Below are 25,550 nucleotides of genomic sequence, written 5' to 3' on the forward strand. Positions count from 1 at the left end.
CAATTTTAGGAGGAGAAAAAATGTCATTTATACTTGTTTCTACAGCAATCTTAGTTTTACTTACGATCGGTACAGGAGTTTTCTACATCTACAACAATATGGAGGGCGGAAAAAAGAAGCTTAAGGGGATATTAAGGACTAATCTGTTTGTATTTTTACCGCTTCTTATTGCAGCAGTCGTTATCATGGTCCCGCAAGCAATCAACGCGGAAACAGGAGAAGCAGCAGGCGGACTTCTTTCATCATCTCAGGGACTTGGTTTTATCTCAGCAGCTTTAGCGACAGGAATTGCAACACTTGGCGCAGGTTATGCAGTAGCGGTTGTAGGTTCAGCAGCTCTTGGAGCGGTTTCAGAGGATTCATCACTTCTTGGTAAGACTCTTATATTCGTAGGTCTTGCAGAAGGTATCGCTATCTATGGACTTATAGTATCGATCATGATCCTGGGTAGGCTATAAAAATGAAGTCTTACCTGATCAGTGATAACAGAGATACGATAATCGGGATGAGACTGGCCAATATCGAGGGCGTCCTTGCCCAGACGAGAGAGGAAATAATTGCACGCTTCAAAGAGGCTGTCGAGGACAAGGATATCGGGATCATCATTATTACTGAGAAGATCTTCGAAGAAATGAAGGAAGAGGTGCTGGAGCTTAAGCGCACCGGCAGCTCCCAGCTTATAGTGACGATTCCTGACCGTACTGGCCTAAAGGACAAGAATTTCATTATGAGATATATTAAAGAGTCCATAGGCATAAAAATTTAGGTGGTGAACTTATGATAACAGTTGAGGAAAAATTGGAGATTTTCCACAAGATCGTCTACCGTGAGGAAGAGGAGAAATTTCAGAGAGCTTTGAAGGAGCTTGAGGAGATGAACCTTCAGGCACTTGAAGATAAGAGAAAAGAGCTTGAAGCACATAGAGACGAGATAGTAAGAAGGAAGATCAGCATGGCTAAGATCGAGAGAAACGAAGCTATGGCCAAGGCGATCGAAAAAAACAAAGCTCAGCTGAGACAAAAGAGGAAGGATCTTCAGGATCAGCTCCTAAGGGAGATATTGAAGAAAGCCGACCAATTTGTCGATACTGACGAGTATTATGAATATCTTTGTGAGAATATCAATAAATACCTTAAGGAATTTGAGAACAACGAAGTTGTTGTTTATGTAAGGGAGAAGGACAAGGAGTCGATCAAGGGCTGCATCAAGGGCTTAGTGGCAGTTACAGGCAAGTCCTTTGTAATTGAGACCATGAGCGATGATAAAATCGGAGGATTTGTGATCAGCAACTCCGAGAAGACCTACAACATCGATCATTCACTTAAGACTCTTATCGAGGAGAAGGAATACACCATAGGACAAAGGCTGTGCCTTGCCCTGGAAAAGGCTGGTGAGAGCAATGAGTAAGCTGATAGGCGAGATCCAGATGATCAACGGTCCCGTTATACTGGGAAAAAACATGACGGGCTTTAAGATGAGAGAGATGGTAATGGTCGGCACAAAGAAGCTTATAGGCGAGGTAATTGCTGTCGACGGCGATTTCGGTACAGTACAGGTATATGAGGAAACTGAGGGAGTCAAAAGAGGAGAGGAGATCATCTCTACTGGCAAGCCTCTTTCACTTAAGCTTGGACCTGGAATGCTGAGCAATATGTTTGACGGTATACAGAGACCACTTAAAAGAATAAGGGATGAACACGGAAGCTTTATTCCTGAGGGCATAGGCCTGATATCCATAGATGAGGAGGCTCTTTGGGAAGTAGAGTTCACAGTGGCAGTTGGCGATTATGTGAAGCAGGGACATATATTTGGAAAAGTGGAGGAGACGCCTCTTATCACTCATAAGCTTTTAGTGCCGATAGGTGTCGAAGGCAAGATATCCTGGCTTGCTGCACCCGGGAAATACAATATCAACCATGTTGTTATGAAGGTAAAGGACCTTAAGGGCGAAGAGCACGAGGTCATGATGCATCAGGAATGGCCTGTCCGTGTCCAAAGACCAGTTGATGAAAGACTTCAGATAGATAAGCTACTTATAACAGGACAAAGGGTACTGGACATTTTCTTCCCGATCGCAAAGGGAGGAACTGCTGCAATACCAGGCGGTTTCGGTACAGGAAAGACAATGACTCAGCATCAGCTTGCCAAGTGGTCGGATGCGGACATAATAGTTTATGTTGGCTGCGGAGAGCGTGGAAACGAGATGACTGAGGTTCTTGAGGACTTCCCTAAGCTTATTGACCCTAAATCCGACAGACCGATAATGGAAAGAACCGTCCTTATTGCAAATACGTCAAACATGCCGGTAGCTGCAAGAGAGGCATCCATATACACAGGTATTACCATGGCTGAGTACTTCAGGGACATGGGCTACAACGTAGCGATCATGGCCGACTCAACCTCCAGATGGGCAGAGGCCTTAAGGGAGATATCAGGGCGTCTTGAGGAGATGCCTGCTGAGGAAGGCTACCCTGCTTATCTGCCTTCAAGACTTGCTCAGTTCTATGAAAGAGCAGGTTATGTAAAAACTCTTTCAGGTGAAGAGGGATCAGTTACAATAATCGGAGCAGTTTCTCCGGCAGGAGGGGATTTCTCGGAGCCGGTAACTGAGAATACAAAGAGATTCGTAAATGTATTCCTGGGACTTGACAGAGAGCTTGCATATTCAAGACACTACCCGGCAATAAACTGGCTTACAAGCTACTCTGGCTATAGCGATATGATCAAGAAGTTCTATGAGAAGGAGCTAAATGAGGACATCGAGGGGATAAGATCCAGAATGCTTAACCTTTTATACGATGAAAGCAGGCTCCTTGAGATAGTTCTGCTGGTTGGAGAGGATGTACTGCCTGATGACCAAAGGCTTATTCTTGAGGTTGCAAAGGTAATAAAGATCGGCTTCCTTCAGCAGAATGCCTTCCATAAGGAGGACACTTTTGTTCCCCTTAAGAAGCAGCTTGAAATGCTTAAGACCATAGAGCTCCTTTACAACAGAGGACTTCAGGCGGTCAAGAAGGGCATTCCGATATCAAGAGTAAGAAATGCTGAGCTGTATGAAGAAGTTATAAAAATGAAATACTCCATTCCGAACGAAGAGATCGAAAAAATACAAGGCTTGAATACTATGATCAATGAATTCTACAACCAGTTAGAATCAGAGTATTCCAAATAGTGGGTGATAGGATGAAGAGAGAATATTTAAAACTAGATAGAGTACAGGGAGCTCTTATTGAGCTTTCAAAGATACACAGAGTCGGATATGGAGAAATAGTTGAGATAGAAGACCAGCTGGGGGATAGAAAGGTTGGTCGTGTTATCAAGATCGATGGGGATAAGGTAGTAGTCCAGGTTTTTGGAGCTACCATGGGAATGTCCATTGAAAACTCAAAGGTGAGCTTTAAAGGCAAGCCCTTTGAGATACCTCTTTCCAGGAAGATCCTTGGAAGGACCTTCAACGGCATAGGAAGACCTATCGATGGAGGAGGAGATATCTACTCCGATAAGACCTACAACGTAAACGGAAGGCCAATAAACCCGGTTTCGAGGGAGTACCCCAGAAACTATATCCAAACAGGAATATCATCAATAGATGGGCTGACTACACTTATCAGAGGGCAAAAGCTTCCAATATTCTCAGGTGCAGGACTTCCGCACAACGAGCTTGCTGCTCAGATAGTAAGACAAGCAAAGATCCAGTCCAAAGATGGGGATAATAATTTCTCCATCATATTTGCTGCTATCGGAGTTAAGCACGACGAGGCATTCTTCTTTGAGGAAGCTTTTAAAAAGGCTGGGGTCCAGGAGAAGGTAGTTATGTATATAAACTATGCAGACGATCCGATCATGGAGAGGATAATCGCTCCAAGATGCGCCCTGACTGCAGCTGAATACCTTGCTTATGAGGAAAATCAGCACGTTCTTGTAATTATGACAGACATCACAAGCTATGGGGAGGCACTTCGCGAGGTTTCATCTCTTCGAGAGGAGGTTCCCAGTAGAAGGGGTTATCCGGGATATCTGTATTCAGACCTGGCTGCCCTCTATGAAAGAGCTGGTATGATCCACGAGGTTGAGGGATCGGTAACTCTTATTCCAATACTTACGATGCCAAATGACGATATAACACACCCGATCCCTGACCTTACAGGCTATATCACCGAGGGACAGGTTGTACTTGCAAGAGAGCTTTACCAAAAGGGAGTCTACCCTCCAATAAACGTGCTGCCGTCACTATCCCGTCTTATGAAGGACGGTATTGGAGAGGGCTTTACAAGGGAGGACCATCCTGAGGTATCGAACCAGCTGTTCTCAGCCTATTCCAAGGTTCAGGAGGTAAGAGCACTGGCTCAGATAGTCGGTGAGGAGGATCTCTCTGACAAGGATAAGAAGTATATGAGGTTTGGAGATGCTTTTGAGAAGAGATTCGTTACCCAAAGCTTCAATGAGAACAGAGATATGAACGATACGCTGGATTTGGGCTGGGATCTTCTAAAGCTTCTGCCAAGAGAAGAGTTAGACCGCCTGAAGCCTGAAATGATCGAAAAGTATATGAAATAGGGTGAGGCAATGGCAGTTTATAAAATAACTCCAACAAAAGCCAACTTGATAAAGTCAAAGAACTCCCTTAAGTTTGCGAAGAAGGGCTTTGAGCTCCTGGATAAGAAGAGGACTGTCCTTATTAGGGAAATGATGTCTCTGATCGATTCGGCAAGCAGCCTTCAGGAGAGAATCGAAAAGACATTTTCTGAAGCTTATGATGCTCTCAAGCTTGCAAATATAACCATGGGATCAGAATCCGTTGAGGAGATAGCACAGTCCATTGAGAAGGAATCAGACTTTCAGATACTTTTCAAGTCAGTCATGGGTGTTGAGGTCCCGATGATCAAAAGGGAAGAAAAACCATTTACCACTGAGTATGGATTTTTCAGGACCAACTCAGCCTTCGACAAGGCAGTTTTAAGCTTTATACAGGTAAGAGGACTCATTTATGAGCTTGCAGAGGTCGAGAATTCTGTCTACAAACTGGCTATGGAGATAAAAAAGACTCAGAAGAGGGCCAACGCCCTGGATAAGATACAGATACCTCGTTATGAATCGACAATCAAGTATATCGACGAGGTTCTTCAGGAGAAGGAGAGAGAGGACTTTTTCCGACTCAAGAGGGTCAAGAGCAAAACAAAAAAGAAGAAATAACAGAAATGCCGGAGGATCGATCCTCCGGCAAATTTTATTTATGCTCCTTTAATAGTGTATCCTTTATATCCCAAAGATCCTGTGAAAGGTCTACGAAATACTCATGCGGCCTTTCGAAACGCTTGACCTCATCCCAGAGAGTATCTATTTCTGCCTTGCAAATATCCCTGATCTTAGTTACATGAGGACTCTCATATACACATTGACCGTCCTTAAACAGCTGAACGAGAAGTGGCTTGGCATAGAAGTCCGTCAAGGTCGTTCTTTTCCATGTGAACAATGGGTGGAAGATCTCATATGGGCCTGATTCGTCAATTTTCTCATCATGAAGGGTGATAACATCTGCTATCGCCTTCTTATCTGAATTTCTATAGAGCCTGTATACCTGCTTAAAGCCTGGAGTAGTTATCTTCTCAACATTATTGCTGATCTTGATCTTTGGAGTTACCACACCGTTGTCCTCTACTGCTACCAGCTTGTAGACCCCACCGAATATCGGCTCTGACTTTGCAGTTATAAGTCTTTCTCCAACTCCAAAGCTGTCTACCTGAGCACCCTGGGTAATAAGGTCCTTTATGACGAATTCATCCAGACTGCTGGATGCCATTATCTTTACATCCTGATATCCTGCATCATCAAGCATCTTTCTTGCTTTTTTCGAAAGATATGCAATATCTCCGCTGTCTATCCTTATTGCCTTGGGTCTGAAGCCTCTGGGAACAACCTCTTCATCAAACACCTTGATGGCATTTGGGATGCCCTTGCCAAGCGTGTTGTAGGTATCTACCAATAGGGTACAGCTGTCAGGATAGATCCTTGCATAAGCTCTGAAGGCCTCCAGCTCAGTGGAGAACATCTGTACCCAGCTGTGCGCCATTGTGCCCATGGCAGGGATATCGTAGTCGCGGTCTACGATTGTGTTTGCTGTTCCGATACAGCCTCCTATATAGGCTGCTCTGGCTCCCAGGATCGCTCCCTCATAGCCCTGAGCTCTTCTGGAACCGAACTCGATTACTGCTCTTCCGGCTGCTGCTCTAACGATCCTGTTTGCCTTTGTGGCTATTAGGGATTGATGGTTGATAGTAAGTAGTATCATGGTCTCGACTAACTGAGCCTGGACAATGGGACCTCTCACTATTACTATCGGCTCCTTTGGAAATATAGGAGTTCCCTCAGGTATTGCCCACACGTCACAGGAAAAAGTAAAGTCTCTCAGATAGTTTATAAACTTTTCTCCAAATATACCTCTGCTTTTGAAATATTCCAGATCATCTTTATCAAACTTCAGATTCTTGAGGTATTCGATAAGCTGCTCAACTCCAGCCATAATGGCGAAACCACCGTCGTCAGGGATGGACCTGAAGAACATGTCGAAGTAGCCTATTTTTTCCTCCATATCGTTTTCCAAATAACCATTGGCCATGGTAAATTCGTAGAAGTCGGCCAGCATAGTCAAATTCCGTTTATCCGCCCAATCTAATTTGTTCATCACGAGTCTCCTTTAGATATATTAATATCATTATAGACTTGTAGAACTGGAAATTCAAGGATACCGGTATTTTAAAAATATATAAGAGGGATTATCCATCAACTACCTGAATGATCCCTCTTTATAAATAGAACTTACGATAACTGCTCCAACGAGAACTTTTTGGTTCAATCACTTTATCCAATCTACTCTCCTTAATTTAGATTACAGAGGATCAAACTCTAATCTTATAACCTAATAAGTTTATTTAGTTGTGTTTCTTTTTCAAGCCTATCGGCCTGAGTACTACATTTTACTTATACTACAAGCTACTCTTACTAAACTTACTACTTGTGTTACAAGTGGTTCATCTTTCAAAGCCGCTGCTCGTACTACAAGTGTTTCCTTCCTGTACGTCTGTACAGGCATTTCGATAACGCAACTGCTTTTCCTTCTTTACTACATTACCTGCGTTCAATCCAAACAACTGTTATTTTGAAACTTGTGAACCAGTAACTTTGAACATAGGAGCAGCAAGCTAATTCAAAACTTTTTACATCTTAAACAAGTTTCACTACTTTATCTATCTTCGCAACTTTACTATCCAGAGTTTCCTGATCACAATTGATTTCGGAATCCTGCATTGGTGATGCTATAAAAATAGGTGAAGCATTCTTTCAATCTCTCGATTGAATTTGGATCAAAAGCCTCAATATCCGATGAAGCGAGTTCAGACTTTTTCAAGGTCTGATTTTTCAACGCCGAGTATTGATTGGTTGTTTTGTTGGATGCAGTTATCAAAGTCCTATAAAACCATTATACAAATCATCGCTTCTATGAAGCATTGAATTAATATAATGATTTGTATGTATATTATACCCACATATTTTTTTCTAAACAGATTAAACATAAAAAATTATGTTAACTAATTTTAATAATTTTTGAAGTTAAAAGTTGAAATCAAAAAATCCCTCTATCCGTTCTGATGACTCATTTCCTGTCATCCCGAGCGTAGTCGAGGGATCTAATCTTTTGCACAACTATTCACTTTTCACTCTTACTTATTCACTGACTTAAAAGCTTCTCTCCTTTTTTCGTCACAGATAACATTTTTATTGGAGTTATGCTGCAGCTTGAGACATGACAACCGGCACACTCGCTTTCACAGGTCGGGGAGCCCAGATCCTCCGAAAGATAACCCATCCTTATAAGCTGCCTTAACATATCGTCAAGGACTTCCTCAGATATTTTTAGATTATGTGCAATAAGAGGCTTGGAGTAAACCTTGACCTCCTTGATTTCCCTTAGTACTTCCTTAAGCATTTGGAGCCCTCCTTAATAGCCCAGTATACTGCCCACCTGGTATACTACAACACTAAACACCCATCCCAGGATAAATGGGTAAACAGCCATAAAAGCCGCCCATTTCCAGGAATTGGTCTCCTTCTTCACAGTTGCGATCACAGCAGCGCATGGTGTGTAAAGCAATGTCATAACGAGGAAGGATACAGCTGAAAGTGGAGTAAATGCTGACTGGATAGCTGTTATAAGCTCTGTTCCCTCGCTGACTCCTGCATAGACCATTCCAAGTATTGCTACTACTGCCTCTTTGGCAGCTATTCCAGCAAAAAGACTGACTGATGCCTGCCAGTTGCCGAAGCCTGCCGGTACAAACAGCGGTGCAATGAATTGACCTATTCTGCCGAGTATACTTTCCTGTGAGTAGGGTTCGACGCCAACCGGCAGCACTGAAAGGATCCACAAGAATGAGACTACTGCAAAAATAACTGTTCCAGCTCTCTTTATAAAGTCCCATACCTTCTCCCACATATCTCTTAGAACACTGGATGCCTGCGGAAGACGATAGGGAGGAAGCTCCATGATAAAGTGTGAGGATTCTCCCTTGAATAATGTCTTGCTGAAGATTTTGCCCATCAACAAGGCGACAGCGATCCCCAATGCATAAATTATGAAAAGCACCAGGCCTCCATTATTTGGGAAGAAAGCTGCTATAAACACTAGATATATTGGCAGTCTTGCCCCGCACGACATAAAGGGGTTTATTAGTATTGCGATCATCCTGTCACGTTTGTTTTCAAGGGTTCTTGTTGACATGATTCCTGGCACATTACAGCCGAAGCCGATTATCATGGAAATAAAGGTCTTTCCGTGGAGCCCCACCGCTCTCATAATACTGTCCATTATATAGGCTGCTCTTGCCATATAGCCTGTATCCTCGAGAATTGCCAGAAAGAAATAAAGCACCATTATAAGAGGTACAAACACCAGCACTGAACCGACACCTCCTATGAAGCCCTCAATTACGAAAGATACAAGCCATTCAGGTGAGTTCATCGAAATCAACAATGAGCTGAGGCCTTTGCCTGCCATACCTACAAAGGACTCGACATATCCTCCTAAAAAGTCTGATCCGATAACAAAGGTCAGCTGGAATACAATGTACATGATCAGCCCGAATATTGGAAGGCCAAACAGCCTGCTTGTAAGCACCTTATCAATCTTATCTGTTGTTGTAACGATCTCATTTTCCGGTCGTTTAACGCTTGCTCTTACGATTTTGTTTATGTAGTTGTATCTGCTGTCGATGATATCCAGCTCAAGATCAGTGCCCTCGCCTGATATGCTTGATATAAATTCCTGAGCTTTTTTATTATCTGCGATAAGCCTTTTTATCTCAGGATCCCCTTCGAGAGCCTTTAAGGCGATCCACCTTGAGGGATACTGGTATTCCCTGACATTAATTATTTCAGTTAGCTTCATGATTTTTTCATCAAGCTCCTCGCCGTAGACGATATCGCTTGGCTTGCGACCTGCGCTAATAGCATTGACTACCTCATCAAGAAGCTGGTTTATGCCCTTCTTCCTGGCGGCGACTGTTGGAACGACAGGTACTCCAAGGGATCTCGAAAGGTTCTCGATCGAAATATCTATTTGCTTCATGCTGGCTTCGTCCATCATATTCAGGGCAATGACTACATTTGCACCCATCTCTAGAAGCTGAGTGGTGAGGTATAGATTTCTGTCTATATTTGTAGCATCCACTACATTTATTACTACATCCGGCTGTCCCTTTACGACAAAATCCCGGGCAACCAGCTCATCGTCCGAATAGGCTCCAAGGCTGTAAGTGCCGGGAAGGTCCACAACATTATAAATAGCTCCCTTATGCTTTAGGGAGCCTACTTTTTTCTCCACTGTCACACCTGGCCAGTTTCCAACATGCTGGTTCGAGCCAGTCAGAGCATTGAACAAGGTGGTTTTCCCGCTGTTGGGATTACCCACCAAAGCAATTGTGTACATCGATTCACGTCCCTTCTTTATTGATAATCGATATCAATAAAAATTAAAAAAATTATTCAGAATCCACAATAATATGCTGAGCAAGACCTCTTCCTATGGCAAGCTTATTCCCGGAAAGAGACACAATAACAGGACCAAAGTCGTTCTTGATGACCTTGACCTCAGCACCTGTGATAAAGCCCAGCTCATATAATCTTCTGCGTGCATAACCACCGCCTGCGATATTTCTAACTCTGCATTTATGGTTGGCCTTGAGACTTGAAAGTACCATAGGATCACCAAAACCTTTCTACGTAAGATAGAGCGCATGTTAATTTGATAACTATTCTCATTATCATAATATATTATTCGTACATGATATGCAAGAGTTTTTTCAGAGACATTGGGGACGGTTCTAAAATATTCATTGACATCGATATATAGGCGTAGTATTATTAAATTGAACCTACCCCCCAGGGGAGGGGGATAGAAATGAAAGGATGATACCATGAGTACTGAAAAGCTTACGGTCGATGTTGTTGGAATGACCTGTGCAGCTTGCTCAGCAAGGATCGAGAAATCATTGAATAAGCTTGAGGGCGTGACCTCGGCAAACGTCAACCTCCTTGCAAACAAGGCCACAGTTGAATTCGACTCTGCAGCGACCAATAAGGATATGATCGTAAAAACCATAGAGAAGACTGGTTACGAGGTCCCCCTTGCAAGGGAGACTCTATTGGTGGAGGGAATGACCTGCGCGGCATGTTCCGCAAGAGTGGAGAAAATGTTAGGCAAGGTTGAGGGAGTCGTGAAAGTTAACGTCAACCTCTCAACAAATAAAGCTATTGTAGATTTTCCATCAGGAGTGGTTGAAACTTCTGCCCTTATAGCTGCTGTAGAGAAAGCTGGTTATAAGGCTCAGGTACAGAGGGAATCTGATGTTGACAAGGAAAAGCAAATGAGGGAAAAGGAGATAAAATCCCTTAAAACATCGTTCATCATATCTCTGATCCTTACTGCTCCACTTGTCGCAGCAATGTTTTTCCATATGGCAGGTCAAACTAATATACTGACGAATGGCTACTTCCAGTGGGCACTTGCAACACCGGTCCAATTTATAATCGGCTATAGGTTCTACAGGGGAGCTTATCACTCCGTCAGGGGCGGAGGAGCTAACATGGACGTGCTGATTGCCCTTGGAACCTCAGCTGCATATTTTTACAGCATCTACAATTTATTCAACATGGTCCATGAGTATTATTTTGAGGCATCAGCTGTAATAATCACCTTGATCGTACTGGGCAAGCTATTTGAGGCAATTGCGAAGGGGAAGACCTCTGAGGCAATCAAGAAGCTTATGGGGCTTCAGCCCAAGACGGCAAGGGTAATAAGAAACGATACCGAGATGGATATAGATATCGATGACCTCCTTGTCGGGGACATTATAGTTGTAAGACCTGGTGAGAAGGTTCCGGTCGACGGGATAATCGTCGAAGGTTCATCGGCTCTTGACGAGTCCATGATAACCGGTGAGAGCATACCTGTGGATAAGAAGGAAGGCGACCAGGTAATAGGGGCGACAATAAATAAATTTGGAGCATTCAAGTTTAAGGCGACAAAGATCGGAAAGGATACAGTGTTGTCTCAGATAATTAGGCTGGTAGAGGATGCTCAGGGCTCCAAGGCTCCAGTACAAAAGCTTGCGGATAAGATCTCAGGAATATTTGTTCCTACAGTGCTCGTTATTGCTTTGGTAACCTTCCTGATTTTCTACTTCTTAGGGGATTTCAACACAGGGCTTATCAACGCGGTTGCTATACTCGTAATAGCATGCCCCTGTGCTCTCGGACTTGCTACGCCAACTGCAATTATGGTTGGAACTGGAAAAGGCGCAGAGAACGGTATTTTAATCAAATCAGGGGAGCATCTGGAAATGGCCCATAAAATGGATGCCATAATATTCGACAAGACAGGTACCATAACGAAAGGTGAGCCAGAGGTAACCGACGTTGAAGCCGTGAACGGCTTTGACGAAAATGAGCTTTTAAGGATCGCAGGATCTGTTGAAAAAACCTCTGAACATCCCTTGGGTCAAGCCATCGTAGGCTATGCGGAATCTCAGCTTGTTATGCTCAAGGATGCAGAAAGCTTTGCAGCAGTCCCAGGCAAGGGATTGAAGGCAAAATTCGAAGGCCGGGACGTCCTTATAGGGAACAGAAAGCTGATGAACGAAGGGAGTATTGACCTTACACGAATGGAGGATGAAATATCATCCCTGGAGGAGCAGGGCAAGACCGCGATGATTGTATCAGTGGATGGCAAGCTGGCTGGGATCATAGCTGTTGCGGATCAAATAAAGAATACCTCACTGACTGCTATCAAGGAGCTTCAGGATATGGGTCTGCAGGTATATATGATAACAGGTGACAATGAGAGGACAGCAAAGGCTATAGCATCTCAGGTGGGAATCGGCAACGTGGTTGCAGATGTACTTCCCGAACACAAGGCGTCGAAGGTTGAGGAGCTTAAGGGTCAAGGCAAACATGTGGGAATGGTTGGTGACGGCATAAACGATGCTCCTGCACTTGCTGCAGCTGATGTGGGCTTTGCAATAGGCACCGGAACGGATGTGGCAATGGAGGCAGCTGATATTACACTTATGAGGGGAGATCTTTCAGGAGTAGTGACTGCTATAAGATTAAGTCACAGAACTATGAAGACCATCAAGCAGAATCTTTTCTGGGCATTTTTCTACAATTCGGTAGGGATCCCATTTGCTGCACTTGGATTCCTGAATCCAATGATCGCAGGGGCTGCGATGGCATTCAGCTCGGTCTCCGTCGTAACGAATTCGCTTAGACTGAGAAATTTCAAATAATGAAAGGATGGTAAAAATGGAAAAGATTTTAAAAGTAGAAGGCATGAGCTGCAATCACTGCGTTATGGCGGTAAAGAGAGCTCTTACGGGATTGGATGGAGTTGGGACGGTTGAGGTTGACCTTGAAAGCGGCAAGGTGACAGTTGTAGGAGAGGCTTTGGCAGACGAAGCCTTAAGGGAAGCTATTGACGATGCAGGCTACGAAGTAGTATCCATTGAATAGGGGTTGATCCTTTGAACCAGGGGAAAGCGGCAGCGCTCAGCAAAATGAAGACCGCACGAGGCCAGCTTGACGGGATTATAAAGATGATCGAGGAAGACAGGTACTGTGTGGACATATCCACCCAGATACTATCTGTAATAGGCCTTTTGAAGAAATCAAACATTGATGTGCTTAATGGCCACATCAGGACCTGTGTCTCGGATGCGATCCTTGAAGGCGGAGAGCAGGGCGATGAGAAAATAGAAGAGATAATCAATATAATCGACAAGTATATAAAGTAACGATGCTGCCCTCCTGGACTAAGTCCAGGGGGGTTATTTTTTTCGCACAGGGGTATATACATATTGCAAATTTTAAGTTTTTTTAATATAATTCAATTAAAGGTCAAAGAAAGTCAAAGATATCATTGGAGATGATTTTATGGAATATAAGGATTATTATAATATACTGGGTGTTGAAAAGACAGCAACACAGGATGAGATCAAGAAAACCTACAGAAAGCTGGCCAAAAAATATCACCCGGACCTGAATCCGGGAGACAATAAGGCTCAGGAGAAGTTCAAGGAAATAAACGAGGCTTACGAGGTACTCAGCGATGATACAAAGAGAAAGCAATATGACCGGCTTGGTCAGTATGGCTTCTCCAACGGTCAAAACTTCGATCCAAGCCAATACGGCTTCGACTTCGGCCAGGGAGGAAGGACCTACACCTACTCCTCAGGTGATGCAGGCGGCTTCAGCGACTTCTTCAACATGTTCTTCGGTGGAGCGGGGGGAGGCAGAGGCGGCTTCGACATAGGCGATCTTTTCGGCGGCGGCAGAGCCGGAGGAAGAAGGACCAGAGAGCCCCAAAGGCAGAGCTACGAGTCTGAGCTTCAGATATCTATTCTGGAGGGCTATACAGGAGGAGAAAGGGAGGTAACCCTTAATATTGGGGGTACCCACAAGAATATCAGGGTAAAGGTACCAAAGGGCATTACCCCTGGCAAAAAGATCAAGGTCAAGGGAGATAAATGGGGTCTGGATGGGGACATCCTGTTTAAGGTCAGCTTCAGAGAGGAAGCTAATACGAAGCTTGAAGGGCTGGACATAACAAAGAGAGTGCAGGTGCTTCCCTGGGAGGCAGCTCTTGGAACTAAGGTAGTTGTTCAGACCTTATCCGGAAAAATCAAGCTTGACATCCCAAAAAACACTCATGCCGGCAAGAGGATGAGGCTGCCAGGTAAGGGATATATCGACATGCAGGGGAATGCAGGAGATCTTTATGTTGAAATAGAAATAATAAACCCTCCTCAGCTTGACGAGGAGGCCTTGAAGCTTTACGAAAAGCTGGCTGAGAGGGTCAAATACAATCCAAGAAATGAATAGCAGGAGGAAGAAAAATGGATCTAAATAAATTCACACAGAAAAGCATAGAAGCAGTACAGGAATCACAAAACACAGCCATGAGGCTTGGTAATCCTGAGCTTGTGGAGCTCCATCTTCATTATGCACTCATCGAGAATAGTGAAGGACTTGTTCCAAGGGTCCTGGGCCTGATGGGGATCAGCTGGGATGGGGTCAGGAAGGTTGTTCTGGATAGGCTTGACCGATTGCCAAAACAGACTGGAGGCAGTCTATACCCTGGCAGGACCTACACTAAGGTCCTTATGGATGCTGAGGAAGAGGCCAAGAACTTCAAGGATCAATATGTTGGGGTAGAACACATTTATCTGGCTCTGCTTAGCCAGAAGGGAACTGCTTCACAGGAAATATTCAAGCAGTATGGAATAACAAGGGATGGGTTTTTAAGCTCTCTTATGAAGGTCAGGGGAAGTCAGACGATTACATCTGATAATCCTGAAGAGACCTATGAAGCCCTGGCAAGATTCGGCCGGGATCTGGTTGAAGATGCGAAGAAGGGCAAAATTGACCCTGTTATTGGTCGTGACCAGGAGATAAGAAACGTAATTAGAATTCTTTCCAGGCGTACCAAGAACAATCCAGTGTTGATAGGTGACCCTGGGGTTGGAAAGACAGCAATTGTTGAAGGACTGGCTCAAAGAATAGTCAATGGGGACGTGCCGGAGGGCTTAAAGGATAAGACCGTATTTGCCCTTGATATGGGTGCTCTCGTTGCTGGAGCAAAGTACCGTGGAGAGTTTGAGGAAAGGCTTAAGGCAGTATTGAATGAAATACAAAAATCTGAGGGAAGGATCCTGCTTTTCATCGACGAGATTCACAACATCGTTGGAGCCGGTCGCGCAGAGGGCTCAATGGATGCAGGGAACCTGCTGAAGCCGATGCTTGCAAGAGGAGAGCTTCATACAATAGGTGCTACGACCCTGGATGAGTACAGAAAATACATTGAAAAGGATGCTGCTCTTGAAAGAAGATTCCAGAAGGTCCTTGTGACTGAGCCAACGGTAGAGGATACCATATCCATTCTAAGGGGACTTAAGGAGAAGTATGAGATACACCACGGTATAAGGATATCAGACAGTGCGGTCATAGCTGCAGCGACACTTTCCGACAGGTACATCTCAGACAGATTTCTTCCAGATAAAGCCATAGACCTTATGGATGAGGCATCCGCGATGATAAGGACCGAGATCGACTCCATGCCTGCCGAGATAGATGAGGTAAGAAGGAGGGTTCTTCAGCTTGAAATCGAAAGGGAGGCACTTAAGAAGGAGACTGATGCAGCTTCCAAGTCAAGGCTTGAAAAGCTTAGTAAAGAGCTTTCTGAGCTTAAGGAGCAGTTTGACCTACTGAAAGCCCAATGGGAGCAGGAGAAAAAGGAGATATTTGCAGAAAAGGATATCAAGGAGGAAATAGACAAGGTCAAAAGAGAAATCGAGGAAGCTGAGAGAAGCTATGACCTTGAACGGCTTTCTCAATTGAAGTATGGAACTTTAGTTGAGCTTGAAAGAAGACTTAAGGAGGCACAGGATAAGGACAAGGACAGGGAGAGGATGCTCAAGGAGGAGGTTACTGAGGAGGAGATTGCTGATGTTGTTGCCAAATGGACTGGCATACCCACATCTAAGCTTCTGGCAACTGAAAGAGAGAAGCTCCTTGGACTTGGTGATATTCTCCATAAAAGGGTCATAGGCCAGAATGAGGCTGTGGATTCCGTTGTGGATGCAGTTCTCCGTGCGCGAGCTGGGCTTAAGGATATCAACAGGCCAGTCGGGAGCTTTATCTTCCTGGGGCCTACAGGAGTTGGCAAAACAGAGCTTGCAAGGACACTTACACAGGCATTATTTGACGATGAGAAGAATATGATCAGGATAGATATGAGCGAGTATATGGAGAAGCATTCAGTTTCCAGGCTTGTAGGAGCACCTCCCGGATATGTTGGGTATGACGAGGGCGGTCAATTGACTGAGGCTGTCAGGAGAAGACCATATTCTGTGGTACTCTTTGATGAGATAGAAAAGGCTCACCCTGACGTATTCAATATTTTGCTCCAGGTATTGGACGATGGGAGATTGACTGACAATCAGGGCAGGACTGTTGACTTTAAGAATACAGTAATAATAATGACATCCAATATAGGATCCTCATATCTTCTGGAGGGGTTATCTGAAAAGGGTGAAATCGAGGAAAATGTCAGGCAGCTTGTTATGAATGAGATGAAAAGGGTATTCAGACCTGAATTTCTCAACAGGGTAGATGAGACTGTTCTTTTCAAGCCTCTTCAAAAGGATGAGATTTATCAGATAATCGATCTGCAACTGGAGGAAATAGAGGAAAGACTTAAGGATAGGAGCATAAACCTTAAGGTTACAGGTGCAGCTAAGGAGTATATACTTTACAAATCATACAATATCCAGTATGGTGCGAGACCAGTCAAAAGATTCCTCCAGAAGGAGCTTGAGACCAGGGTAAGCCGCTTGATTATCCAGGGTTCTATCAAGGATGGGGATACAATAAATATAGATGTGCAGAATGGACAGCTTGTAGTTTCGTAATAACAATAATGGACAATTGATACCCACCTGATGAAATACCACAAAATCAAGGATTTTGGGCATTTCTATCGTAGGGCACTTCGCAATCGGCAATGAGTTAATTTAACCAGGACATGGGTAACACTTAATATCCCAAAGTAAAGGAGTATATAGTGTAACCTATGTCCTGAAGTTTTTTGCGTTATGTTGTGAAATGTGCATTGTGAGTTGTGAATTAGCGCAGCGGAAGGGATCTCGTTTCTAAATATACGAATGTACCCAAATAATATCTGCTGCTTCTTTTCCTGGATTCGACCACCTGTGTGTTCTCGACGACTCGAAGTGGATCGAATCATTCACACCCAATAAATGAGCCGAGCTCTCGTCCAGAACTACCTCAAGCTGTCCGGTTAATACAAAAATGAACTCATTCCCGCTTCGATGGGAGTGTGCCTTGAAATCACCACAGCCTGGCTGGATCGAGAACCTTATGACATCAAGGGGGCTTGAAGACGATCCAATTAGAGCCTGGATCTCTACACCCTTAAATCCGGACGCCAAAAATTTTCCCTGCCCGTTCCTAACTATTTCATTTCGGACTTCTTCTCTGATATCAAAGAATCTCAAGGTACTTTCTCCATAGAAGGCAGCAAGCTTTTCAAGGACCTCGAAGGAAACATTTGCCTTTCCCTGCTCTATCCTGCTTAAATAAGAGGCTGAAATTCCAACTGCCTGAGCTACCTCATCCAAGGTGTAGCCTTCGTCTTCCCTATATTTTTTAAGCATTATATGATGGATTTTTTTGTATGAGGTCTCATCTGATTCAATAAAAGTAAGGTCATCCTTGGAAACAAGTTCCCTGATAAGCTCCTGAGTCATTCCCCTTTCAGCAGAGTAGTGCTTAATGGTCTTCAGGGTTTCTATATCCCTGAAATCAAAAACCCGGTAGTTGTTGTCTCTTCGTTTGGACTTGATCAGTCCGTTCTTTTCCCAATTTCTTATTGTAGCTTGCGATACCCCAACCATTTTTGCTGCCTCATTTATGTTAAAAAACCCCTGTTCATTCATCGCTTTCACTCCTTATCCAGACTGACCTTACTAACATTATAAACTATATTGACAATGTTATGCAATAGTGATAACATAAAAATCAAATATTACTAAAGTAATGGAGATTGAGTCGATTTTTCGACCGCTCGCGGCCGCTTGGCCAGGAAATGTCCTCAAAATGACATCAGATCTCCATATAACCTTTTGTGATTAGTATATTGGGTAAGTCATATCTTTATTTATGTTCAAAGGAGGGCAAAAATGAGAAAATTTGAAACGTCTAAGCAATTTGCAATCGATATGGACAACAAGGACCCGCTAAGGTCATTTAAGGAAAGGTTTTATGTAAAGCCCGGGACCATTTATATGGATGGGAACTCTCTTGGACTATGTTCCAGGGATGCTGAGAGGTATCTCCTTGAGGCCCTTGAGAACTGGAAAACCCATGGGATAGACGTGTGGTCCCATCCAGACGTGAACTATTTCCTATATCAGGACAAGCTGGGAGAGCTGACTGCTCCTCTTATAAACGCAAAACCCAGTGAAGTGACTATATGCACCAATACAACGATCAATATACATAAGGCTCTCGCGACCTTTTATCGTCCAACAAAGGAAAGATACAAGATAATCGTGGACGATTTGAATTTCCCGACAGACAGATATGCAGTTGACAGTCAGGTCAAGCTTCATGGATATTCGGTTGAGGATGCTGTCAGGGTAGTTAGAAGCCGTGACGGAAAGAATATATTCGAGGACGATATGATCGAGGCAATGACAGATGACGTATGTCTTATCCTGCTGCCTTCAGTTCTATATAGGAGCTCATACCTTGTGGATATGAAAAAGATCGCTGATGCGGCAAGGGCAAAGGGAATATATGTTGGTTTCGACCTGAGTCATTCAATTGGCAGCGTACCTCACGATTTTTCCCGGATACAGCCGGATTTTGCGGTATGGTGCAGCTATAAATACCTTAACGGGGGACCAGGAGCAATAGCGGGACTTTATATAAACGAGAAGCACTTTAAGCTTGGTCCCGGACTTGCAGGCTGGCATGGCAACAAGAAAGAGACTCAGTTCGATCTTAACCAGACATTTGAGCCCTCAGAATATGCCGGAGCTTGGCAGACTGGAACACAGCCGATATTCAGCATGGCGCCAATTGAAGGCAGCCTGAGGATGTTCGCCGAAGCAGGCTTAGAAAATATCAGAGCGAAATCTCTTAACATTACAGCCTATTTGATGTATCTGATAGACGAGAAGCTTAGAAAGTATGGGTTTTCCTACGGCAACCCAACCGATGACGAGAGAAGGGGAGGTCATGTAGCTCTTGAGCATGATGACGCAATCAGGATAAACAAGGCACTTAAGGGAAGGGGAGTTGTACCTGACTTCAGGTATCCAAACGTAATAAGGCTGGCACCTATAGCTTTCTACGTGTCATATGAGGATGTTTTTAACTTGGTGGACATCATAATAGACATCATGGAGACGAAGGAATATGAAAAATATGACGGGAACAGAGGAACAGTTGCATAGATATTTAATTACACCGGGGAGACCCGGTGTTTTTTATTGTTGCAATGAAAGTGTAATAATTGAAGGATTTTAACGTTTCATTATGTTACAATAATAGCTAATACGAAAGAAATAATGATTCATAAAGGAGATGCTTATGAGACGGAAGAATAGCATGATCATACTTATTGGGAAAAGGCTCCTTTTTTTCTCAGTTCCATTGATTGCAGCCCTATACTTTGTTTACGAGGTAATATTTGGCCTCGACTTTAGCTTCTCCTGGATGTTTGCTTCCATGTACGCAGCAATCATAGGTTTATCTACTGCGCTAAACTACAGACACATGGTGATAGACGAAAGCGTAGAGTCCTTTGAAAAATTAGAAGCTCAAATTTCCAAGGGAAGATGGAATGTTGTTGAAAAAGAAGAGAACAGGCTGGTACTAAGACCAAAATTCGACTTTCCATACAATAAACTTGGCAAGGATGTGGTGGAGGCTGAATATTCCAACGGATCGGTCAAAATGTCTGGACCACATTACTACCTGGATAAGCTCGTTAAGGATATAAGGGGGAAGGGTAGCATCTGGACAAGGAGAGCGACCAGTGTGATTACAGCTCTTCTAATACTAATCTTGGTATCTATTCCTATTCTTGGCGAAATGGGGATGTTCTGGAAGATCAAGATGATAAGACACAACTCCTTCGTGAAGAAGGTTGAGGAGATAGAATTTAAGAATACCTCCAAACCGGGCAATTCAGTGGTGAACACCAATAACTACGGTTATGGGGCAGAGGATGGGGAGAATATTTACTATGTTGAAGACCACCTAAACCTTATAAAAGCAGACAAGGATCTTAAAAACAGGACTTATCTCATCCAAAAGCCCAGTGGAAGCGGTATTAACAGACTAAATATCGTCGACGACTGGATATATTATATGAGTGGACAAAGCATTAACAGGATAAAGACTGACGGAACTGTTAATGAGATAATATATAAACAAGGATATTTACTGGATATAAACATAGAGGGCGGATGGATATACTTCATAAATTTTTCTGACAGATTCTATATTTACAGGATGGACCTTAACGGAAGAGGCCTCGAGAGATTTCTGGATGTCGAGTCCTCAGATATTTCAATTTATAATGGCAGGCTATACTTTAGCCATGAGCAGAAGGATGAGGACAAGGGATCGATCGAAAGCATCGGGCTGGATGGGAGTGACCGGAGGATAGAACTTGAGGATTATGCAAGGGATATCGTCATAGATGGCAGCTATATGTACTTCATCAGTGATGATTATGGGCTTTATAGGGCAAATATGGATGATTCGAGTGCTCCGGAGTTATTGGTTGGGCAAAAGATATCGTCGTTTACCATTACGGACATGGGAATATTCTACTCAATCCACGGAGAAGAGGTCGGGTACCCGGGAGATGGCCTGTACCTTATCCAAAAGGACGGTACAGGAAATCAGATGTACTATGAAACCTTCAGTGTTGAGGGCTTGACCAAGGTAGGGAAATGGTTATTGTTCCATTCCTTTGAAGACAACCAGTACCCAACTCTAAAGAGGATAGATCTTGATAGTGGAGAGATAGAGCTTGTCGATTGAGGATTCAAAGCATTCCAGTGACCATGTGGAAGGCTGGCAGTTGGATTTGCAGATTTAAAATAAATATTTTAAAAGCGAAAAGAGACCTCGAAGGTCTCTTTTCATATGTAACCGTGCACCCGGTTTTGGCGATCCTATTCCAAGCGTTACCCAAGTAGTTAGCTCGAGCCAGGCTCACCCACGGCACACGAAAATATTCACTTATCGCTGCTTCCTTCCGGACCTGACGAGGTTCATGAGTTTCCGTTGCGTAGGACCCAACCGTCAACGCCACTTACTTGAGGCAGACCTTACAATAGAGATGCCGGGACCAGGGATTCGATCCTGCTACAGCGGGTTGCAGGTACAGGGCACCGCTACCTCCCCATCTAGCACGGTAATGGCGGAGAGAGAGGGATTCGAACCCTCGAGACGTTCATCACGCCTACACGATTTCCAGTCGTGCGCCTTCGACCAGCTCAGCCATCTCTCCATGTTTCCACAGGATTACATTATAGACTAAAAAATCGGTCATGTCAACAACTCCGTTTGCTAAGGGGACATAGTGGGTAAAATCAATACAAACCTTAAAAGGAGGAGTTACAATGGCTAAAAAACTAAAAATAGAGTATTGCACATCCTGAGGCTATCGAGGCAGGGCAGTTGCTCTGACAGATGCAGTTCTTTCCGAACATAAAAACAAGATAAGCGAAGTTGCTGTAGTACCGTCATCAGGTGGTGTATTTGAAATCAGCCTTGACGATAAGCTTCTGTTCTCAAAAGCTGAGCTGGGAAGATTCCCTGAGGACGGAGAGGCAGAGGAGCTTGTAAGAAATAACCTATAATTTGGGGCCAATTGGCCCCTGTTTACATTTTTGATGTAAATAGAGCGCTTTTTTGGTATAATAGGACCATATCAAAAGGTAAGGATGATGTCGATGTATCAGGCAATTTACAGGAAATACAGACCCAAGACCTTTGACGAGCTTCTTGGGCAGATACATGTCACTACGATACTTAAAAATCAAATAATAAAGGGCAATGTCGGGCACGCCTACCTTTTTTCAGGGACAAGGGGAACAGGGAAGACATCAGCAGCAAAGATATTCTCAAGGGCGGTCAATTGCCTGGATCCGAAGGATGGCAACCCCTGCAATAAATGTGATATTTGTAAGGGGATCCTCGATGAAAGTATAATGGATGTCATAGAAATGGATGCTGCAAGCAACAGGAAGATCGAGGATATAAGAGAACTCAGGGAGAAGGTCGTCTATCCGCCATCAAGGGCAAAATACAAGGTCTATATAATAGACGAGGTCCATATGCTTACCAACGAGGCCTTCAATGCTTTGCTGAAGACCCTTGAGGAGCCCCCGAAGCACTTGATATTCTTGCTTGCTACCACAGAGCCTGAAAGACTACCCCCCACCATACTTTCAAGATGTCAGCGGTTTGATTTCAAACGACTGACCTCAAGGGACATGGAGGACAGTATGAGGAAGATCTCACTTGAGATGGGAGTAGAGGTCGATGATAAGGTATTCAAGCTTATAGCATCCAATTCCGACGGAGCTATGAGAGACGCATTAAGTCTTCTTGACCAATGCATAGCCTTCGACGACAAAAAAGTAACCTATGATGATGCCTTAAAGATCCTTGGGATAGCAAACAAGGAGCTCATCTTCAAAATGGTAGACTCCATAAAAGAGGAGAAGCTTGATGAGGTACTTCAGCTGATCGACCATATAATACAGGAAGGGAAGGACACTTCACTTTTCCTGAAGGACCTGATCCATCATTACAGAAATCTTATGATCGCCAAGACCTCCGCCGACCCGGAGCAGTTGATAGACTGGGGAGAGGTGGAGGTATGCAAAAGGCAGTCAGGTGAAATGGAGCTGAGCTACATAATGAGGTCACTCCAGATACTTGCAGATGCTGACACAAGCATGAAATGGTCTACCCAACCAAGAATAATACTCGAGATGGCAGCAATAAGGCTGGTCGGACTCAATAATGAGAGGTCACTTGAGGAGAGAGTCAAAGCCCTTGAGGATGGAATAGCTTTGCCTATTCAAAAACCTAGTCAGACACCGGTAAAGAAAACTGAAAAATCCCCTGAGTCAAAGCCTGCTGTGGAGGAGAAGAAGGAAACACCTAAAACCTCTGAGGTGAAAAGACCTGATGAATCTATAGAGAAGCCAGGTCTTGACATAGAGTCCATAAAAAAGGCATGGCCAAGGTTCCTTCAAACGGTAAAGACGCGTAAGATGAGTATATATGCTCTTGTTATGGAGGGAGAGGTGGCTCAGGTAAATGGGAACAGGATCACTCTTGCCTATAAGGATGGCTTTGAGTTCCATAAAGATGCTGTAAACAAACCGCAGAACAAAGAATTTCTTGAAGGAATACTCGTTGAATTTTTCGGACAGCCAGTGGAGCTGATGATCCTTATGAAGTCTTGTGTTCCGGATAATTCAGGGAACTATCCTGAAAAGTCAATTGAGGCTACGAAGGAAGAGGTAATTAAGGAAGCAGTCGATTTTTTCGGTAAAGATATAGTCAAATTCAAATAAGGAGGAATTGAAATGGCAAGAGGCGGATACCCGGGAATGGGTGGAAATATGAACAATATGATGAAGCAAATGCAGAAGATGCAAAAGAAGATGGAGGAGATCCAGGCGGAGATAGATGCAAAGGAGCTTGAGGCAACAGCTGGTGGAGGAGCAGTGAAGGTAACTGTCAATGGAAAGAGAGAGGTTCTGGACATAGAGATAGACCAGTCAGTTGTCGATCCGGAGGATGTGGAAATGCTTCAGGATCTAGTGCTTGCAGCTGTAAATGAGGGCCTTAGAAAGGCAGAGCAATATGCTGCTGACGAAATGAAAAAGGTTACGGGAGGCATGAATATCCCAGGACTGTTCTAACAAAAGGGGACGATCAGATGGATCACTACGCCTTACCTATAGCAAATCTAATAGACCAGTTTTCAAAGCTTCCGGGGATAGGAAGAAAATCTGCCCAGAGGCTTGCTTTTTATGTACTTGAGATGGATTCTGAGGAGGCTGTAAAGCTTTCTTCTGCTATTCTTGAGGCAAAGGAGAGGATAGGTTTTTGCCAGGTCTGTGGAAACCTAACCGATAAACCGGTATGCAATATATGCAGCAATACAGGAAGGGACAAATCTCTTATTTGTGTGGTTGAGGGACCAAGGGATATTGTAGCCATGGAGAAGAGCAGGGAGTATAAGGGATTATACCATGTGCTCCACGGAACGATTTCTCCCATGGAAAACATAGGACCTCAGGATATAAAGATCAAGGAGCTCCTGAACAGACTGGGAGACGACACGGTAAAGGAAGTGGTCATCGCAACAAATCCAACAGTTGAGGGTGAAGCAACTGCACTTTATATTTCAAGGCTGATAAAGCCCTTGGGAGTCAAGGTCACAAGAATAGCCCATGGAATTCCCGTCGGAGGAGATTTGGAATACTTTGATGAGATTACTTTGGCACGTGCAATGGAAGGTCGCAGAGAAATGTAACAGAAGGAAAAAATTCAGAGAGTAAGCGCTGACAATTAAAGCGTCTTACTCTTATATTTTTGCCGCTGATAGTCAAGCAGACATTCAGCTTAGGTTCAAGAGGCAAGAGAACATTCATTTATAGTCATTTATATTGAAGGTCATGGGATATTAATCCCAGTCGTGTGGTATACTAATAAAAAGCATGACTAAGTGTCTAACGTTTCAAAGGAGGGCCCAACCTTTCGCTGGGTGAATGGAAGTGCAAGTCTTATGGGGATCGGAGGCAGCTCCAATAGATTTCTTGCATCAAAATTCAGTGAAAGCATGTTTACTGCAGCGGATTCGGAGAATTCAAAGAAGAGTGATTTAAGCCTGGACCTGGTATTTCTTGGCATTGCGATCGCCAACTTACTGTTTTCATTGCTGTCATATTACATGGGGAAGTAAGCGGGTCGATAAGCTCATATAAGTAGAATTATATGTCATGATTTATAAGGAGGGATACCACTGAAAGATGAGATGAAATGCTTGAGATGTGGAAGTGAGATGGAGGTAGTGAAAGACCTTGTGCTGAGGATTGGTGAACCTGAAATGCTTATGATGAGAAGGGTTCCAAATGGTATACAGGTTGATGTGCACCAGTGTCCTGGATGCGGGAAACTTGAGTTTTACCACCGTAAGGATGAGTTGATCACAAAGATTAAGTGCCCCAGCTGTGGAGAAGTGCATGACAAAGACTATCCAAAATGTCCATTCTGCAAATATGACTATGGAAGAAAGTAATAGAGCTGATAGATGGACAATATTTATTTTATGTGCATAAGTACAAAATTACCTCAACCAGCAAGGTATCACA

General features: G+C 43.8%; 23 protein-coding genes, 1 tRNA gene, 1 other RNA gene and 1 pseudogene. 19 read left to right on the forward strand and 7 right to left on the reverse strand.

All coding sequences use genetic code 11. The features are described 5' to 3' along the window. The first annotated feature begins 20 nt into the window (after nt 1-20). The 6 genes from EC328_RS00895 to EC328_RS00920 are packed head-to-tail and all read left to right on the forward strand — an operon-like array spanning nt 21 to nt 5,193. Nucleotides 21-458, forward strand: a complete 438-nt coding sequence (locus EC328_RS00895) for an ATP synthase subunit C (RefSeq protein WP_128425051.1) — start codon at nt 21-23, stop codon at nt 456-458. 2 nt (nt 459-460) lie between these two features. Then, nucleotides 461-766 carry a V-type ATP synthase subunit F gene (locus tag EC328_RS00900; RefSeq protein ID WP_128425052.1) on the forward strand — a complete coding sequence of 102 codons (306 nt, stop codon included), beginning with the start codon at nt 461-463 and terminating at the stop codon, nt 764-766. 11 nt (nt 767-777) lie between these two features. Then, nucleotides 778-1,407: a V-type ATP synthase subunit E gene (locus EC328_RS00905; protein WP_128425053.1), complete on the forward strand. Its 630-nt coding sequence runs from the start codon at nt 778-780 to the stop codon at nt 1,405-1,407. Continuing rightward, nucleotides 1,400-3,172, forward strand: coding sequence for a V-type ATP synthase subunit A (locus tag EC328_RS00910; RefSeq protein ID WP_128425054.1), 1,773 nt, complete (start codon nt 1,400-1,402; stop codon nt 3,170-3,172). The genes EC328_RS00905 and EC328_RS00910 overlap by 8 nt, the downstream gene beginning before the upstream one ends. An 11-nt stretch (nt 3,173-3,183) precedes the next feature. Next, the gene (locus tag EC328_RS00915; RefSeq protein ID WP_128425055.1) at nt 3,184-4,557 is read left to right on the forward strand and encodes a V-type ATP synthase subunit B; all 1,374 of its coding nucleotides are present in this window, start codon (nt 3,184-3,186) and stop codon (nt 4,555-4,557) included. A 9-nt stretch (nt 4,558-4,566) separates the two neighbouring features. After that, a complete protein-coding gene (locus EC328_RS00920; protein WP_128425056.1) occupies nt 4,567-5,193 on the forward strand; it encodes a V-type ATP synthase subunit D in 627 nt (208 codons plus the stop codon). A gap of 34 nt (nt 5,194-5,227) precedes the next feature. Here the strand turns inward: EC328_RS00920 and EC328_RS00925 are convergent, their stop codons facing one another. From EC328_RS00925 to EC328_RS00940, 4 genes are all read right to left on the reverse strand, one after another. After that, entirely contained in the window at nt 5,228-6,682 is a 1,455-nt protein-coding gene (locus EC328_RS00925; protein WP_128425057.1) for a nicotinate phosphoribosyltransferase, read from the reverse strand. Nucleotides 6,683-7,726: 1,044 nt separating this feature from the next. Continuing rightward, entirely contained in the window at nt 7,727-7,984 is a 258-nt protein-coding gene (locus EC328_RS00930) for a FeoC-like transcriptional regulator (RefSeq protein ID WP_128425058.1), read from the reverse strand. A gap of 12 nt (nt 7,985-7,996) precedes the next feature. Next, nucleotides 7,997-9,982: a ferrous iron transport protein B gene (gene feoB / locus EC328_RS00935; protein WP_128425059.1), complete on the reverse strand. Its 1,986-nt coding sequence runs from the start codon at nt 9,980-9,982 to the stop codon at nt 7,997-7,999. A 52-nt stretch (nt 9,983-10,034) separates the two neighbouring features. Next, complete coding sequence (locus EC328_RS00940; protein WP_128425060.1) at nt 10,035-10,253, reverse strand: FeoA family protein; 219 nt, start codon at nt 10,251-10,253, stop codon at nt 10,035-10,037. 216 nt (nt 10,254-10,469) lie between these two features. Between EC328_RS00940 and EC328_RS00945 the strand changes: the two genes are divergently transcribed. The 5 genes from EC328_RS00945 to clpB all read left to right on the forward strand — a co-directional run bounded on the left by EC328_RS00945 (nt 10,470) and on the right by clpB (nt 17,018). Continuing rightward, on the forward strand, nt 10,470-12,839 hold the full coding sequence (locus EC328_RS00945; RefSeq protein ID WP_128425061.1) for a heavy metal translocating P-type ATPase: 2,370 nt from the start codon (nt 10,470-10,472) through the stop codon (nt 12,837-12,839). Nucleotides 12,840-12,855: 16 nt separating this feature from the next. Continuing rightward, a complete protein-coding gene (locus tag EC328_RS00950) occupies nt 12,856-13,062 on the forward strand; it encodes a heavy-metal-associated domain-containing protein (protein WP_128425062.1) in 207 nt (68 codons plus the stop codon). An 11-nt stretch (nt 13,063-13,073) separates the two neighbouring features. Next, a complete protein-coding gene (locus tag EC328_RS00955) occupies nt 13,074-13,343 on the forward strand; it encodes a metal-sensing transcriptional repressor (RefSeq protein WP_128425063.1) in 270 nt (89 codons plus the stop codon). Nucleotides 13,344-13,482: 139 nt separating this feature from the next. Beyond that, a complete protein-coding gene (locus EC328_RS00960) occupies nt 13,483-14,430 on the forward strand; it encodes a DnaJ domain-containing protein (protein WP_128425064.1) in 948 nt (315 codons plus the stop codon). A 14-nt stretch (nt 14,431-14,444) separates the two neighbouring features. After that, nucleotides 14,445-17,018 (forward strand): ATP-dependent chaperone ClpB, encoded by a 2,574-nt coding sequence (gene clpB / locus EC328_RS00965; RefSeq protein WP_128425065.1) that lies wholly within the window; start codon nt 14,445-14,447, stop codon nt 17,016-17,018. A 240-nt stretch (nt 17,019-17,258) separates the two neighbouring features. Here the strand turns inward: clpB and EC328_RS00970 are convergent, their stop codons facing one another. After that, nucleotides 17,259-18,065 (reverse strand): helix-turn-helix domain-containing protein, encoded by an 807-nt coding sequence (locus tag EC328_RS00970; RefSeq protein WP_128425066.1) that lies wholly within the window; start codon nt 18,063-18,065, stop codon nt 17,259-17,261. A 243-nt stretch (nt 18,066-18,308) separates the two neighbouring features. Here EC328_RS00970 and kynU point away from each other — a divergent pair, with 243 nt between their 5' ends. After that, nucleotides 18,309-19,589 (forward strand): kynureninase, encoded by a 1,281-nt coding sequence (kynU, locus tag EC328_RS00975; RefSeq protein WP_128425067.1) that lies wholly within the window; start codon nt 18,309-18,311, stop codon nt 19,587-19,589. 136 nt (nt 19,590-19,725) lie between these two features. Continuing rightward, nucleotides 19,726-21,189, forward strand: coding sequence for a DUF5050 domain-containing protein (locus EC328_RS00980; RefSeq protein WP_164905982.1), 1,464 nt, complete (start codon nt 19,726-19,728; stop codon nt 21,187-21,189). Nucleotides 21,190-21,300: 111 nt separating this feature from the next. Here EC328_RS00980 and ffs read toward each other — a convergent pair. Together ffs and EC328_RS00990 are read right to left on the reverse strand one after the other, a co-directional pair. Beyond that, an RNA gene (gene ffs / locus EC328_RS00985) (signal recognition particle sRNA large type) lies at nt 21,301-21,566 on the reverse strand. A 3-nt stretch (nt 21,567-21,569) separates the two neighbouring features. After that, nucleotides 21,570-21,661, reverse strand: a tRNA-Ser gene (locus EC328_RS00990). 163 nt (nt 21,662-21,824) lie between these two features. Between EC328_RS00990 and EC328_RS11785 the strand changes: the two are divergent. The 6 genes and pseudogenes from EC328_RS11785 to EC328_RS01020 form a co-directional block, all read left to right on the forward strand. Next, nucleotides 21,825-22,013 (forward strand): annotated as a pseudogene (locus tag EC328_RS11785) (Rdx family protein); the annotation flags it as partial. A 93-nt stretch (nt 22,014-22,106) separates the two neighbouring features. Then, nucleotides 22,107-23,744: a DNA polymerase III subunit gamma/tau gene (gene dnaX, locus EC328_RS01000; protein ID WP_128425069.1), complete on the forward strand. Its 1,638-nt coding sequence runs from the start codon at nt 22,107-22,109 to the stop codon at nt 23,742-23,744. Nucleotides 23,745-23,756: 12 nt separating this feature from the next. Continuing rightward, complete coding sequence (locus tag EC328_RS01005) at nt 23,757-24,095, forward strand: YbaB/EbfC family nucleoid-associated protein (protein WP_128425070.1); 339 nt, start codon at nt 23,757-23,759, stop codon at nt 24,093-24,095. Nucleotides 24,096-24,112: 17 nt separating this feature from the next. Next, nucleotides 24,113-24,712 (forward strand): recombination mediator RecR, encoded by a 600-nt coding sequence (gene recR / locus EC328_RS01010; RefSeq protein ID WP_128425071.1) that lies wholly within the window; start codon nt 24,113-24,115, stop codon nt 24,710-24,712. A 192-nt stretch (nt 24,713-24,904) separates the two neighbouring features. Then, on the forward strand, nt 24,905-25,141 hold the full coding sequence (locus EC328_RS01015; protein ID WP_128425072.1) for a hypothetical protein: 237 nt from the start codon (nt 24,905-24,907) through the stop codon (nt 25,139-25,141). A gap of 99 nt (nt 25,142-25,240) precedes the next feature. Continuing rightward, entirely contained in the window at nt 25,241-25,477 is a 237-nt protein-coding gene (locus EC328_RS01020; protein ID WP_128425073.1) for a hypothetical protein, read from the forward strand. The last annotated feature ends 73 nt before the right edge of the window (nt 25,478-25,550 follow it).

This window comes from Gudongella oleilytica (assembly GCF_004101785.1).
GTDB classification, from domain to species: Bacteria; Bacillota; Clostridia; order Tissierellales; family Tissierellaceae; genus Gudongella; species Gudongella oleilytica.